Origin of the sequence: Brevundimonas sp. (assembly GCF_032107865.1) — a bacterium.
Taxonomy (GTDB): domain Bacteria; phylum Pseudomonadota; class Alphaproteobacteria; order Caulobacterales; family Caulobacteraceae; genus Brevundimonas.
Map to the genome: position 1 here is coordinate 1 of NZ_DAMCNG010000064.1, position 13,588 is coordinate 13,588.

14 protein-coding genes and 1 pseudogene are annotated in these 13,588 nt (G+C 67.3%); 9 read left to right on the plus strand and 6 right to left on the minus strand.

Going from position 1 to position 13,588, the window contains the following annotated elements; translation table 11 throughout:
- The 3 genes and pseudogenes from RT567_RS07480 to RT567_RS07490 all read right to left on the minus strand — a co-directional run.
- A pseudogene (locus RT567_RS07480) lies at window positions 1-228 on the minus strand (hypothetical protein); the annotation flags it as partial.
- A 34-nt stretch (window positions 229-262) separates the two neighbouring features.
- Window positions 263-1,267, minus strand: coding sequence for an EamA family transporter RarD (rarD, locus tag RT567_RS07485; protein ID WP_313575465.1), 1,005 nt, complete (start codon window positions 1,265-1,267; stop codon window positions 263-265).
- Window positions 1,268-1,371: 104 nt separating this feature from the next.
- Window positions 1,372-2,418, minus strand: coding sequence for an aspartate-semialdehyde dehydrogenase (locus tag RT567_RS07490; RefSeq protein WP_313575467.1), 1,047 nt, complete (start codon window positions 2,416-2,418; stop codon window positions 1,372-1,374).
- 149 nt (window positions 2,419-2,567) lie between these two features.
- On the opposite strand from RT567_RS07490, the gene zapE reads away from it, so the two are divergent.
- Window positions 2,568-3,680, plus strand: coding sequence for a cell division protein ZapE (gene zapE, locus RT567_RS07495; RefSeq protein ID WP_313575469.1), 1,113 nt, complete (start codon window positions 2,568-2,570; stop codon window positions 3,678-3,680).
- Between the two features lie 136 nt (window positions 3,681-3,816).
- On the opposite strand, the gene mdh is transcribed toward zapE, so the two are convergent.
- Window positions 3,817-4,779, minus strand: a complete 963-nt coding sequence (mdh, locus tag RT567_RS07500) for a malate dehydrogenase (RefSeq protein ID WP_003166498.1) — start codon at window positions 4,777-4,779, stop codon at window positions 3,817-3,819.
- Window positions 4,780-4,906: 127 nt separating this feature from the next.
- Between mdh and RT567_RS07505 the strand changes: the two genes are divergently transcribed.
- From RT567_RS07505 to RT567_RS07540, 8 genes are all read left to right on the plus strand, one after another.
- Window positions 4,907-5,668: an EcsC family protein gene (locus RT567_RS07505; protein ID WP_313575471.1), complete on the plus strand. Its 762-nt coding sequence runs from the start codon at window positions 4,907-4,909 to the stop codon at window positions 5,666-5,668.
- A complete protein-coding gene (locus RT567_RS07510) occupies window positions 5,665-6,078 on the plus strand; it encodes an HIT domain-containing protein (protein ID WP_313575473.1) in 414 nt (137 codons plus the stop codon). The genes RT567_RS07505 and RT567_RS07510 overlap by 4 nt, the downstream gene beginning before the upstream one ends.
- Window positions 6,079-6,208: 130 nt before the next feature.
- Window positions 6,209-6,670, plus strand: a complete 462-nt coding sequence (gene sdhC / locus RT567_RS07515; RefSeq protein ID WP_313575475.1) for a succinate dehydrogenase, cytochrome b556 subunit — start codon at window positions 6,209-6,211, stop codon at window positions 6,668-6,670.
- Window positions 6,667-7,062 (plus strand): succinate dehydrogenase, encoded by a 396-nt coding sequence (locus RT567_RS07520; RefSeq protein ID WP_313575477.1) that lies wholly within the window; start codon window positions 6,667-6,669, stop codon window positions 7,060-7,062. Before sdhC ends, RT567_RS07520 begins: the two co-directional genes overlap by 4 nt.
- A gap of 7 nt (window positions 7,063-7,069) precedes the next feature.
- A complete protein-coding gene (gene sdhA / locus RT567_RS07525; RefSeq protein ID WP_313575479.1) occupies window positions 7,070-8,854 on the plus strand; it encodes a succinate dehydrogenase flavoprotein subunit in 1,785 nt (594 codons plus the stop codon).
- Between the two features lie 12 nt (window positions 8,855-8,866).
- Window positions 8,867-9,664 carry a succinate dehydrogenase iron-sulfur subunit gene (locus RT567_RS07530; RefSeq protein ID WP_125899535.1) on the plus strand — a complete coding sequence of 266 codons (798 nt, stop codon included), beginning with the start codon at window positions 8,867-8,869 and terminating at the stop codon, window positions 9,662-9,664.
- 115 nt (window positions 9,665-9,779) lie between these two features.
- Window positions 9,780-10,100 carry a 2Fe-2S iron-sulfur cluster-binding protein gene (locus tag RT567_RS07535; RefSeq protein ID WP_313575481.1) on the plus strand — a complete coding sequence of 107 codons (321 nt, stop codon included), beginning with the start codon at window positions 9,780-9,782 and terminating at the stop codon, window positions 10,098-10,100.
- Window position 10,101: 1 nt separating this feature from the next.
- Complete coding sequence (locus RT567_RS07540; RefSeq protein WP_313575483.1) at window positions 10,102-10,893, plus strand: kinase; 792 nt, start codon at window positions 10,102-10,104, stop codon at window positions 10,891-10,893.
- 16 nt (window positions 10,894-10,909) lie between these two features.
- Here RT567_RS07540 and RT567_RS07545 read toward each other — a convergent pair whose 3' ends face one another.
- Entirely contained in the window at window positions 10,910-11,764 is an 855-nt protein-coding gene (locus tag RT567_RS07545) for an HAD family hydrolase (protein WP_003166504.1), read from the minus strand.
- A gap of 54 nt (window positions 11,765-11,818) precedes the next feature.
- Window positions 11,819-13,588 (minus strand): ATP-binding protein (locus tag RT567_RS07550; protein WP_313575485.1); only part of this gene is annotated, 1,770 nt, incomplete at its 5' end.

Genomic DNA, 13,588 nt, shown 5'->3' on the forward strand with positions numbered 1-13,588 from the left:
GGCGTCGCTGACCGCGTCAAAGGTCTCGGCCGTGGTCGGCGGCGCGGCCACGACGACGGGCGAGCCCGGCGCGGCGGTCGGTGCAGCCTCGCGGCTAACGCCGACGCGAGCGGTGCGGATCACTTCATCGCCGCCGGTCTGGACCACGCCCTGGGCGCAGGCCGCAGTCCCCCCGGCGAGCAGAACGGATGCGGCGGCGGCGGCGAGGAAGCGGGAACAGATCATCATCGCCTTCTTCTTTAGGACGGGACGGCGCCCGACCTCAACGCACAGGCGGCGGATTCTCGCCCAGAGCGTCCATGCGATCCTCGGCCGGGTCGTCCAGCAGGCCGGGTTCGGGCGCCACGATGGTCTCGGCCGTATCCGACGCCCGACGCACCTTGAGCACCGCGCCTAGGGCGAAGACGGCGGCCCCGACCCAGATGAAGGCGAAGGAGGCGATGCGCAGGCTCCCCAGGGCTTCGCCCTGCATGGCGCCGATGAAGAAGACGATGGTCGGCGCCAGGAATTGCAGAAAGCCCATGCTGGACAAGGGCATCCGCCGCGCCGCCCAGGCGAACAGAGCCAGCGGGATGACCGTCGCCGGTCCCGCGAACAGCAGCCACAGCGTCGCGGCGGGCGAGGCGGTGAAATGGCCCTGGCCCGTCGCTTCGATGAAGACGACCCAGGCCAGGCCGGGCAGGGCCAGCAGCAGGCATTCCATGAACAGGCCGGTCTGGGCGTCGACCGAGACCCGTTTGCGGATGATGCCGTAGCCGGCGAAGCTGAAGGCCAGCAGCAGCGACACCCAGGGCATATGGCCCAAGGCGATCGCCTGCAGCACCACGCCCACCGCTGCCAGGACGATGGCGATGACGCCGAAACGGTCGATCCGCTCACGGAACAACCACGCCCCGGCGGCCATGTTCAGCAGCGGGTTGAGGTAATAGCCGAGCGAGGCGTCCAGCGTCCGGCCGTTGTTCACCGCCATGACGTAGGTGGTCCAGTTGGCGGCGATCAGCACCGCCGACAGGGCCAGCCAGCCCAGCACCTTGGGCTGGCGGAAGACGGCCATTACCTGGGTCCACTGCCGCGACAGCATGACCAGGATCAGGGCCCAGACCAGGCCCCACAGGGCGCGGTGGCCCATGATCTCCCAGGCGTCGGCCCCCTGATGCGCCATCTGCTGGAACACCAGGGGAATGAAGCCCCACAGCAGGTAGCAGAGCACCCCCGCCGCCAGGGCGGCGCGGGCTTCGGACGCTGGGGGAGCAGGGGAGGCGCTCACACTGGAACCTTTCGATCCCCGCCGCATCGGCGATGCGGCGGGATCATGGAGTGCTCAAACGGCCCTCAAGCAGCCCCGCACCGCGTGCGGGGCGTTAGGGCCTCTTAGACCGTCAAAGTGCGGTAGCCGCTCTTGGGCGAGATGACGCCGGTCTCGTCCAGCAGCTGGGCGATCTGCACGGCGTTCAGGGCCGCGCCCTTGCGCAGATTGTCCGACACCACCCAGAACGACAGGCCGTGCTCGACGGTCGGATCCTTGCGGATGCGCGACACATAGACAGCGTGATCGCCCGCAGCATCGACCGGGGTGATGTAGCCGTCGTGTTCCTGCTTATCGACGACCAGGATCCCAGGCGCCTCGCGCAGGATTTCGCGCGCTTCATCCGGTTCGATCGGGCGGTCGAACTCGACCGTCACGGCTTCGGAGTGGCCGACGAAGACCGGCACGCGCACGCAGGTCACGGTCAGCTTGATCGACGGGTCGAGCATCTTGTGCGTCTCGTCCCACATCTTGGCTTCCTCATCGGTGTAGCCGTCGTCGCGGAACGAACCGATGTAGGGGATGACGTTGAAGGCGATCTGCTTGGGGAATTTCTTCGGCGTGGCGTCGCCCAGGCCGTAGATGGCCTTGGTCTGGTTCCACAGCTCGTCCATGCCTTCCTTCCCGGCGCCCGAGACGGACTGATAGGTCGAGACGACGACGCGCTTGATCTTGGCCGCGTCATGCAGCGGCTTCAGCGCCACCACCAGTTGGGCGGTCGAGCAGTTGGGGTTGGCGACGATGTTCTTCTTGGTCGCCAGCTTGGCGTCGTCCGGGTTCACTTCCGGCACGATCAGCGGCACGTCCGGATCCTGACGGAAGGCCGAGGAGTTGTCGATGACGATGGGACCAGCCTTGCCGATCTTCTCGGACCAGGCGCGCGAGACGTCGCCGCCGGCGCTCATCAGCACCAGGTCGACGCTCGAGAAGTCGAACTGCTCGATGTCCTGGCATTTGATGGTCTTGTCGCCGAAGGAAACCTCGACGCCTTTGGATTTTCGGGAAGCGATCGCGTGCATCTGTTCAACGGGGAAGTTCTCTTCCTCGAGAATGGTCAGGATTTCCCGACCGACATTGCCGGTGGCGCCTACGACGGCGACGCGATAGCCCATGATGAAATCATCCTTTGTTCGGGGGCGTTTGGGAGAAACGCTTCTGCATTTGGGTCTTTCGCAGTCGCGAAGCAACCAGAATCCTCCAATTCGTCGCCCGAATCCGCGACCGCCTTCCCCCGGCCCCATCCGAGGGCTATCTGCTGGCCATGACCTCCCGTATCCGCAACGCTTACGACATCCGCGTGGAAGAGGGCGTGATCACGCCCGAACCGGCCCAGGCCGCCCTGATCGGCGCGCTTGAACGGCTGGAGACCGACCTGTCGAAGAAGGGGCTGTTCGGCGCCCTGCCCGAGGTCAAGGGCATCTACATCTGGGGCCCGCCGGGACGCGGCAAGTCCATGCTGATGGACCTCTTCTATTCCTCGACGCCCGAGCAGAAGAAGGTCCGCGCCCACTTCCACGCCTTCATGGCGCGCATCCACGACCTGGTGAAGCAGTGGCGCGACGGCACTCCGCGCAGCCGCAAGGACGTGTTCGGCACCGCCAAGGGCGACGACCCCATTCCGCCGATCGCCGCCCTGATCGCCTCTGAAGCGCGCCTGCTGTGCTTCGACGAGTTGCAGGTGACGGACATCGCCGACGCCATGATCCTGGGCCGGCTGTTTGAGGCCCTGTTCGAGAAGAAGGTGGTGCTGGCCGTCACCTCGAACCGCGCGCCCGAAGACCTCTATAAGAACGGCATCAATCGCCAGCTCTTCCTGCCCTTTATCGACATCATCCGTCAGCGTTGCGACGTGGTCGAGACGGCGGGCGCCCGCGACTTCCGCCTGGACCGCATGGCGGGGGCCAAGGTCTGGTTCTCGCCGCTGGACGCCGAGGCGCGGCAAGGCTTCGAGACCTTGTGGTCAGACCTCAAGGGCGGCGAGCCGGAAGAGCCCATCGCCCTGCCGGTGCTGGGCCGCGAGGTGAAGCTGGAGCGCACGGTCGGCGCCATGGCGCGCGCGACCTTCAACGAGCTGTGCGGCCGCCCGCTGGGACCGCAGGACTATCTCGCCGTCGCGCGGCGCTTCCACACCCTGTTCCTGGCCGACGTGCCGCTGCTCAGCCCCGCGAACCATCATGAGGCGCGCCGCCTGGTGACGCTGGTGGATGCGCTCTATGAGGCCAAGACCCGCCTGGTCGTCCTAGCGCAGGCCGCGCCCGAGGCGCTCTATACCGAAGGCGTCGGCGCCTTCGAGTTCGAGCGGACCGTGTCCCGCTTCAACGAGATGCAGAGCGAGGCCTGGCTGGAGCAACGCGAGGAAGCCGAGGCGGCGTGAACCCTTGTCCTCCGCCTGAATGAGCGGGTTCAGAATGCCGCACGAAAAAAGGGCCGCATCCGAAGATACGGCCCTTTCCAATTTAGACGCCTAAGCGCTCAAGCAGCGAGCCGCCGCGCGGCTCGCGTTAGCGCCCTTAAGCCAAGGAAGGCTCAATGTCCTTACAGGCCTGAATCAGGCCCTGGACCGAGGCGACCGACTTGGCGAACATCGCCTTTTCGTCGTCGTTGGTGGTGAACTCGATGACCTTTTCAACGCCATTCGCGCCGATCAGGGCCGGGACGCCGACATAGAGGTCCGACAGGCCGTATTCGCCCGACAGCCACACGGCGCACGGCAGGACGCGCTTCTGGTCCAGCAGGTAGGACTTGGCCATCGCAATCGCGCTTTCGGCCGGGGCGTAGAAGGCCGAGCCGGTCTTCAGCAGGGCCACGATCTCGCCGCCGCCCTTGCGGGTGCGCTCGACGATGGCGTCCAGGTCGGCCTGGCTCAGGAAGCCGGCGGCGACGGCGTCCGGCAGCGGCAGGCCGCCGACCGTCGAGTGGCGCACCATCGGCACCATGTCGTCGCCGTGACCGCCCAGGGTCCAGGCGTGGATGTCCTGCACCGAGACGCCGGTCTTTTCAGCCAGGAAGTAGGCGAAGCGGGCCGAGTCCAGCACGCCGGCCATGCCGATAACCTTCTCCTTGGGCAGACCCGAGAACTTCTGCAGAGCCCAGACCATGGCGTCGAGCGGGTTGGTGATGCAGATGACGAAGGCGTTGGGGGCGTGCTGCTTGATGCCCTCGCCGACGGCCTTCATGACTTTCAGGTTGATGCCGATCAGGTCGTCGCGGCTCATGCCCGGCTTGCGCGGCACGCCGGCGGTGACGATGCAGACGTCGGCGCCCGCGATGTCGGCGTAGTCGTTGGCGCCCTTCAGGGCCACGTCCTGACCGAAGACGGCCGAGGCTTCGGCGATGTCCAGAGCCTTGCCCTGAGGGGTGCCTTCGGCGATGTCGAACAGGATGACGTCGCCCAGCGCTTCGCGCGCGGCCACGTGGGCCAGGGTTCCGCCGATCATTCCGGCGCCGATAAGGGCGATCTTCGCGCGAGCCATTCAGGTCTCTCCAGTCGATATTGCGTGTGCGAAACGGTAGTCGCTGGAACGGCGGTCTAGACCTGTCGGCGGATCGCGGCAAGCGTTCCGCGTTGCGCCTTTCGTCGGGGCCTGCGAGGCTGCGGCCATGGCGAAACCCACGGACGCTCCCCCGATGACGGACGCCGCCTATGAGGCGCGCGCCCTGGCCGAGGCCCTGACCTGGCGCGACCGCCAGCTGAAACGGCCCGGCCTGTGGGACAAGACCACCCGCGCGACCCAGGACCGCATCAACCGCGTCATTCCCGAGCGCGTGCACGAGATCGTGACCGGCGCCATCCAGCAGATGACGCGCGGCCTGCTGGCCGGGTCAGAGTGGACCACCGCCCGCCCCTTGGCCGAAGGCGCCCTGCAGGAGCGCGAGGCGAGGGTCCGCACGCGCGTTGAGCTGTATCGCACCACCGCCAGCGTCGAGGGCGGGGTGGCGGGCGCCGGGGGCTTCCTGATGGCGGCGGCGGACTTTCCGGCCCTGATGGCGATCAAGGTCAAGATGCTGTTCGAAATCGCCGCCCTGTACGGCTATTCCGGCCGCGACCTAAAGGAGCGGGTGATCATCCTGCGCATCTTCCAGATGGCCTTTTCCAGCGCCCGGCATCGGCCCGAAGCTCTGGCCGCGCTGGAGGCCGCCATACACGCGCCGCATGATCCCGACACCCTGAAGGCCTTCGACTGGCGCAAGTTCCAGCTGGAGTACCGCGACTACATCGACGTGGCCAAGCTGGCCCAGCTGCTGCCCCTGGTCGGCGCGCCGATCGGCGCCGTGGTCAACTGGCGGCTGACCCAGCGCCTGGCCGAGACGGCGATGAACGCCTATCGCCTGCGCCTTCTCGCCGATCAGGACGCCGCATGAGCTTCGCCGCCGACCCCGCCTTCGAGGCCGCCTCCGTCTTCGCCGTCGACTGGCCCCTGTGCCAGGTGCGGTTTCAGGACGACGACCGCTTTCCCTGGCTGATCCTGCTGCCGCGCGTCCCCGGCGCGATCGAGCTGGAAGACCTGACGCCCGAGCAGCGCGCCCTTCTGAGCGAGGAGATCGTTCGCGCCGGCGCCCTGGTGCGCGAACTGGGCGCCCTGCGCGGCGCGGCGGTCGACAAGCTGAACGTCGCCGCCCTGGGCAATGTCACGGCTCAGCTTCACATCCATGTCGTCGGTCGCCGTCGCGACGACCCCCTGTGGCCGGACCCCGTCTGGGGGCGCCCTGGGGCGGTTCCTTGCACAACCGAAACGCGCGATGCGGCTCTGACGCACGTCGCTTCCTTCTGATCCGAGGCTTGAGGGCCGACTTTCGTTCGGAATCGCCCCCCTTCGTTGACACCCACCCGTCTGCGTCACTAAAGCCTGTTGCACTGCAATCCGGCCCTGAATTTCCTCGGGTTTTTTGAGAATCATTCGCATGTCGAACACTCCCCCGGCTGCGGGCGAAACTGGCGACCGGACGGGCCGCTACGTCCGTCACCCCAACGGGCACGTCGCACCGATGTCGCCCTTCACCGATATCTGGCGCTGGCACATGACCATGGTCGCGTCGATCCTGTTCCGCGTCACCATCGGCGCGGCCAGCGTGGGCGCGATCCTGCTGCTGGGCTGGGTCGCGATCGTCGCCTGCGGCCCGGACGCCTTCGCCTCGCTCGCCGCCTTCTCGGGCTCGCCGTTCGGCCTGTTCATCTGGTTCGGCCTGACGTGGGTTCTGTTCTCCTTCCTGCTGAACGGCGCGCGCCACCTGATCAACGACGCGGGCAAGGGGCTGGACCTCAAGTCCGCCAACCTGATGGCCCAGATCGCCGTCTGGGGTCCGATCGTCCTGGCCGTCCTGTTCTGGGTCGTGCTGTTCGCTACCGGAAAGGTTTCGCTGTGAGCGCCGCGCCCAAGTTCAAGAACAATGTGAAAATCTCCGAGCGCCACGGCGCCGGGGAGTGGAAGCTCGAAAAGCTGGCTCTGCTGGCCCTGATGCCGCTGGGCCTGTGGGCTCTGTCGACCGGCTTCACCCTGGCCGGCGCCGACTACGGCGCGGTCATCGCCTGGTTCGGCAGCACGCTGAACGCCGGCCTGCTGGCCGTGACGGCGGTGGTCTTCTTCCTGTTCGCCAGCCTGGCCTGGAAGGTGATCCTCGAGGACTACGTCCCCGGCTCCCCCCGCCCGGCCCTGATCATGGTCTCCAACCTGATCTTCCTCGTGCTGGCCGCCGCCAGCGTCTTCTTCATCGTGCGTCTGGCGCTGGGCTCGGCCCCGCTGCCGGCCGGAGTCTGATCCCGCCATGGCTGCATACGAGCTTATCGATCACGAATACGACGTCGTCGTCGTCGGCGCTGGTGGTTCCGGCCTGCGCGCCGCCCTCGGCGCCGCCCAACAGGGCCTGAAGGTCGCCTGCGTCACCAAGGTTTTCCCGACCCGCTCGCACACGGTTGCTGCTCAAGGCGGCATCTCGGCCTCGCTGGGCAACATGGGCGAGGACAGCTGGCAGTGGCACATGTACGACACCGTCAAGGGGTCGGACTGGCTGGGCGACCAGGACGCCATCGAATACCTGGTGCGCAACGCGCCCCAGGCCGTCTATGAGCTGGAACACTGGGGCGTGCCCTTCAGCCGCACCGACGAAGGCAAGATCTACCAGCGCGCCTTCGGCGGCATGACCCGCAACTTCGGCGAAGGCCCGGTGCAGCGCACCTGCGCCGCCGCCGACCGCACCGGCCACGCCATCCTGCACACCCTGTACGGCCAGTCGGTCCGTCGCGAGGTGAAGTTCTTCATCGAGTACTTCGCGCTGGACCTGATCATGCAGGACGGCACCTGCACCGGCGTCACCGCGCTTCAGCTCGACACCGGCCAACTTCACCAGTTCCGCGCCAAGATGGTGGTGCTGGCGACCGGCGGTTACGGCCGCGCCTATTTCTCGGCCACCTCGGCCCACACCTGCACCGGCGACGGCAACGCTATGGTGCTGCGCGCCGGCCTGCCGCTGCAGGACATGGAGTTCGTGCAGTTCCACCCGACCGGCATCTACGGCGCCGGCTGCCTGATCACCGAGGGCGCCCGCGGTGAAGGCGGCTATCTGACCAACTCCGAAGGCGAGCGCTTCATGGAACGCTATGCGCCGACCGTGAAGGATCTGGCCCCGCGCGACATGGTCAGCCGCTCCATGACCATCGAAATCCGCGAAGGCCGCGGCGTGGGTCCGAACAAGGACCACATCTTCCTGCACCTGGATCACCTGGATCCCAAGATCCTGCATGCGCGCCTGCCGGGCATTTCGGAGTCGGCCAAGATCTTCGCCGGCGTCGACGTGACCAAGGAGCCGATCCCGGTCCTGCCGACCGTCCACTACAACATGGGCGGCATCCCGACGAACTATCACGGCGAGGTGCTGACGCTGCGCGACGGCAACCCCGACAGCGTGGTTCCGGGCCTGATGGCCGTGGGCGAGGCGGCCTGCGTCTCGGTGCACGGCGCCAACCGTCTGGGCTCCAACTCGCTGACCGACCTGGTGGTGTTCGGCCGCGCCGTCGGCCTGCGCTGCGGCGAGGTCGTGGACAAGAACTCGGCCGTGCCCTCGGCTTCCAAGGCCCAGACCGACGCCCACCTGGCGCGCCTCGACCGCTTCCGCAACGCCTCGGGCTCGACCCCCACGGCGCACCTGCGTCTTGAGATGCAGCGCGCCATGCAGGCCGACGCCGCCGTCTTCCGCACCGGCAAGACCCTGGACGAAGGCGTCCAGAAGCTGCGCTCGATCGACGCCGCCGGTTCGGACATCAAGACCACGGATCGCGGCCTGATCTGGAACACGGACCTGGTGGAGACGCTGGAGTACGACAACCTGATCGCCCAGGCCGTCGTCACCATCGAAGGCGCGGCCAACCGCACGGAATCGCGCGGCGCCCACGCCCGCGAGGACTATCCGGACCGCGACGACGTCAACTGGATGAAGCACACCCTGGCGTGGAAGCGTCCGGGCGAAGGCGTCCAGATCGACTACCGTCCGGTGCACAAATACACGATGACCGACGAGGTCTCGTACATCGAGCCCAAGGCTCGGGTTTACTAAGGGGGATCGCAGATGGTTCAGCTCAACCTCCCGCGCGGCTCCAAGCCCACGACTGGCAAGGTCCACAAGGCCCCGGCCGGCGCCAAGAACGTCAAGACCTACAAGGTCTATCGCTACGACCCGGAAACGGACGCCGATCCGCGCTGGGACTCGTACGAGGTCTCGACCGACGATCACGGCCCCATGCTTCTGGACGCCCTGATCCACATCAAGAACGAGATCGACCCGACCCTGTCGTTCCGTCGCTCGTGCCGTGAAGGCATCTGCGGCTCGTGCTCGATGAACATCGACGGCCGCAACACCCTGGCCTGCACCAAGGGCTGGGACGAGTGCTCGTCGCACAACATCACCATCGCCCCCCTGCCGCACCAGCCGGTAGTCAAGGATCTGGTGACGGACCTGTCGCTGTTCTACGCCCAGTACGACTCCATCCAACCCTACCTCCAGTCGGACACGCCCGACCCGGAGAAGGAACGCCTGCAGTCGCCGGAAGACCGCGAGAAGCTGGACGGCCTGTACGAGTGCATCCTGTGCGCCTGCTGCTCGACCTCGTGCCCGAGCTACTGGTGGAACCAGGAAGAATACCTCGGCCCGGCGGCCCTGCTGCAGTCCTACCGCTGGATCTCGGACAGCCGAGACGACGCGACCCAGAAGCGCCTCGACGACCTGGAAGACCCGTTCAAGCTGTATCGCTGCCACACGATCATGAACTGCGCCCAGGTCTGCCCCAAGGGGCTGAACCCGGCCAAGGCGATCGCCGAGACCAAGAAGCTGATGGTTTCGCCGTCGCGCAAGAAGACGGCCGCCTGATCCAGCCGGTCCGAACGAAAAGAAAAGCCCCCGGCGCCGCCTGGTTCCGGGGGTTTTCCTTGGCCGGCGCGTAGCAAGGCTTGCCAACCCTGCATCCAGAGTTAAGACCGCTTCCATGCCCAAGATCACCTACATTGAACACGACGGAACCGAGCACACGGTCGAGGTCAAAAAGGGCCTGTCCGTGATGGAGGGCGCGATCCGCAACAATGTGCCGGGCATCGACGCCGATTGCGGCGGCGCCTGCGCCTGCGCCACCTGCCATGTCTATGTCGACGAGACCTTCGCCGCCGAGACCGGCCGCCCCTCAGCCATGGAGGAATCCATGCTGGACTTCGCCGAGAACGTCGAACCGAACAGCCGCCTGTCCTGCCAGATCCGCGTCACCGACGACCTGGACGGCCTGATCGTGCGTCTGCCGGAAAGCCAGCACTGAGATGATCGACGCCCGGCTGCTGGACGCGGTCGGGTCTCTGGCCGCGCGCCACGCCCGGCCGGACCACATTCCGCTGATAGGGATCGCCGGCGCGCAAGGCTCCGGCAAGACCACCCTGGCCCGTGTCGCCACCGAACGGTTGGGGGCCGCGCATCTGTCGCTGGACGACGTCTATCTGACCAAGGCCGAGCGGACGCAGAAGGGTCAGGCGGTCCATCCCCTGTTCTGCGTTCGCGGCCCGCCCGGTACGCATGACCTGAAACTGCTGGAGCAGACAGTGGAGGCCCTGCGCGCCGCCGGTCCTAATAGCCGCACAGCACTTCCCGCCTTCGACAAGCTGGCCGACGACCGCCGCCCCGAGACGCAATGGCCCATGTTCGCGGGCCGCCCGTCGGCGGTGCTGGTCGACGGCTGGTGCCTGGGCGCGACGCCGCAGGCCGAGGCTGACCTCTCTGCCCCGATCAACGCCCTGGAGGCGGAACCGGACGGGCAGGGGACATGGCGGCGCGCCGTCAACGCCGCCCTGGCTGGCCCTTATGCTGAAGCCTTCGCCCGCTTCGACGCGGTGCTGTTTTTGAAAGCACCGTCCTTCGACGCCGTGCTGGACTGGCGCTGCGAACAAGAGGCGGGGCTGATGGACCTGCCGCCCGCCGATCTGCCGCCCGCCAAGCGCGCCGAACTGGCCGTCTTCATCCAGCACTTCGAGCGGATCACCCGTCACATGTTGGCGGGCGGGGTTCGCGCGGACATCACCATAACGCTGGACCGTCAGCGTCGCCCCTTCTCACCTTGAGGGAGAAGGATGAAAGTCAGTCCGCCGGCATCCGGCCGTAGTTGACGGCGATACGGCCGATCAGGCCCTTGACGATCAAATCGACGGGCGAGCCCTCGCGGTAGTCGCCCGCCGCGACGAAGTTGACCCGGTCCTCCGAGATCAGACGGTGGATCTTGTCATGATCGCGCGGGGTGCTGTCGGGGTCGTAGACGGCGATGGAGAAGCCGCCCTTGGTGTGCATCATCTTCATAGTCGGCACGTCGGTGTCGCCGTCGCCCAGGAAGATCATCCGATCAAACGGGATGGGGCGCTCCTCGTCGGGGATGAAGCGATTGATGCGCTCATCCTCCCAGTGGTTGTGCACCCCCTTGTTGATGCGGAACAGATACTGGGTCTTGGTCGTGTAGTTGACGCCCACGGCCGGCCAGACGGCCACATCGTCCTCGTCATAGGCGTATTTCGAGGCGAAGACGTGAGTGAAGGCCTCGGCGATGGGGCAGCCCTCGATCATCTCGGTCAGGCCCGCCGAGATGATGTAGTGTTCGATCTCCAGCCCGAACTGGGCGCCGAAGGCGTTCATCCGGTCGAACCAGGAGCGGTCGCGCAGGCCCTCGAACAGGGCCACGTCGCGGCCGTGATCGCGCAGCGTCTGGCGCGTCACCGGCGCGCCCTGTTCGCGCGCGGCCAGCAGCATCATCTGCATATACATCAGGATGCCGTCGCCGTCCGAGGCGATAGTCCGTGGACGGACGGTCTCGTTCCAGAACTGGGCCGGCGTCATCCCGATCGAGGGGATGAAGCTGACCTCCTGCATGTTTCCTCGCGCCAGGGTGCCGTCGAAATCATAGATGACGGCGGTCTTGAGCAGGGGGCGGGTCGTGTCGGCCATGAGGACGTCCTGGAAGGCTTGGACACGCCCTCTAGCACGACTGGACGGCCAAGATCAGCCCAGCAGCAGTTCCGGCGCAGCGGTCGGCGCCGTCGCCTCGACCGGCAGGTGCAGGATGAAGGCCGCGCCCTTGCCCGGTTCCGACTGAACCTCGGCCCAGCCGCCGTGCAGTTCGACCAGGGCCTTGACCAGGGCCAGGGCCACGCCCGGCCCGCCGCGCTCACGCCGCACGAAGCGATCGAAGACGTGGGCCTGAAGATGGTAGGGGATGCCCCGGCCGGTGTCCTCGACGCGGATGCGGACCTCGCCCGGCCCGGCCTCGGCGGTCAGGCTGACCGCGCCGCCTTCGGACACCGCACGGCAGGCGTTCTCCAGCAGATGATCGACCGCCTGAGCGATGCGACGGGCGTCGGCGCGGATCGGCTTCAGGCCCGTCGGGCAGGCCAGGTTCAGCGTGGCGCCCCGGCCCTCGACCTTGGCGTGGATCTTTTCCGCCGCCTCGTCCAGCAGGTCGCAGACCCGCACGTCGCCCAGGGTCAGCTCCATCTCGCCCGCATCGATCTGGGCCATGTCCAGCACGTCGTCGATGGAGCGCGCCAGATGGCTGGCCGCCACGCGGATGGCGCCCGCGTGCTGGCGACTGCGCTCGGGCAGGTCGCCCATGGCCTCCAGCAGTTCGGAATAGCCGACGATGGTCGTCAGCGGCGTGCGCAGCTCATAGGAGACGCTGCCGACGAACTCGCGCTTCAGGGCCTGGCTCTCGGCCAGGGCGGCCTCCTTGGCGGCCAGGGCCTGTTCCAGCTCGCGCCGGGCCGTCACGTCGAAGAAGGCGACCAGGGTGGCGCCGTCGGGCAGGGGGCGGGTCTGCCAGGCGGCGATGCGGCCGTCCTCGGTGCGCCCTTCGCCCGAGATGGCCACGCGACTTTCCGGATCGGGGTCGGCCACCCGCGCCTTCAGCCCCAACCACAGGGCGGCGTCGGGCAGGACCGGGCGGCACAGGGCGGCCACGGCGTCGAAGTCGCCCGCCTCCATCAACCGCTCTCCGGTGACGCCCCAGAAGCTCTCGAAGGCTTCGTTGTGCAGCCGTAGTCGTCCGTCCGAGCCAAACACGGCCACGGCGTCGTTCAACTTGTCCAGCGTCGCGCGCTGGACCTGAATCTGGGCGTTGTAGCGGCTGCGCAGTTGCAACTCGCCGGTGATGTCCGAGAAGATCAGCAGGATGCCGCCCAACGGGTGCGGCTGGCGCACCACCCGTAGCGTCCGCCCGTCCGGCAGGGACCAGCTGTCGTCCGGCGAGGCCTGGGCGGCGCCGTAGAAGTCCAACTCCTCGGCCTTCCAGGCGGCGTAATCGACGACCTCGGGCAGCAGGCGCTTCTGACGCAGTCGATCCAGCAGTTCGGCGTGGGTCGGCCGCTCGTCCAGCCAGGCCGGATCGACCCCGAACAGCGACTGGAAGGCGGTGTTGTGGAAGGCCAGCCGCTTGGACGGGCCGAAGATGGCAACGGCGTCGGCCAGATGGTTCAGCGTCTCATCATGGGCCTCGACGTGACGACGCAGGGTGTCGCGCGTCTCCTCGGCCTCGGTCATTTCGATGGCGAAGGCGATGACGGCGCCGCGCCCGCCCGCCAGCGGCTCGGCCAGGATTTTCCACGCCCGGCGCCGCCCGCCCGCCGTGGTCCAGCGGAAGCCTTCCTGACGCGCATTCAGGCGCAAGGCCTCGGCCACCACGGCGTCGGCGCCCCGGTCGAAGCTGAGGGTCCGGCTGCGCGCCTCATCCAGCGTTTCGGCGCCCGTCTCCAGCAGCCAGGCGCTGTTGGCCCAGAT

Bases quoted from the DNA above. Each gene is read 5' to 3' on its own strand.
- RT567_RS07510 (WP_313575473.1), top strand. From the start codon at position 5,665: ATGAGCTTCGCCGCCGACCCCGCCTTCGAGGCCGCCTCCGTCTTCGCC.
- sdhA (WP_313575479.1), top strand. From the start codon at position 7,070: ATGGCTGCATACGAGCTTATCGATCACGAATACGACGTCGTCGTCGTC.
- RT567_RS07530 (WP_125899535.1), top strand. From the start codon at position 8,867: ATGGTTCAGCTCAACCTCCCGCGCGGCTCCAAGCCCACGACTGGCAAG.
- zapE (WP_313575469.1), top strand. From the start codon at position 2,568: ATGACCTCCCGTATCCGCAACGCTTACGACATCCGCGTGGAAGAGGGC.
- RT567_RS07535 (WP_313575481.1), top strand. From the start codon at position 9,780: ATGCCCAAGATCACCTACATTGAACACGACGGAACCGAGCACACGGTC.
- RT567_RS07540 (WP_313575483.1), top strand. From the start codon at position 10,102: ATGATCGACGCCCGGCTGCTGGACGCGGTCGGGTCTCTGGCCGCGCGC.
- RT567_RS07505 (WP_313575471.1), top strand. From the start codon at position 4,907: ATGGCGAAACCCACGGACGCTCCCCCGATGACGGACGCCGCCTATGAG.
- RT567_RS07490 (WP_313575467.1), bottom strand. From the start codon at position 2,418: ATGGGCTATCGCGTCGCCGTCGTAGGCGCCACCGGCAATGTCGGTCGG.
- RT567_RS07545 (WP_003166504.1), bottom strand. From the start codon at position 11,764: ATGGCCGACACGACCCGCCCCCTGCTCAAGACCGCCGTCATCTATGAT.
- mdh (WP_003166498.1), bottom strand. From the start codon at position 4,779: ATGGCTCGCGCGAAGATCGCCCTTATCGGCGCCGGAATGATCGGCGGA.
- sdhC (WP_313575475.1), top strand. From the start codon at position 6,209: ATGTCGAACACTCCCCCGGCTGCGGGCGAAACTGGCGACCGGACGGGC.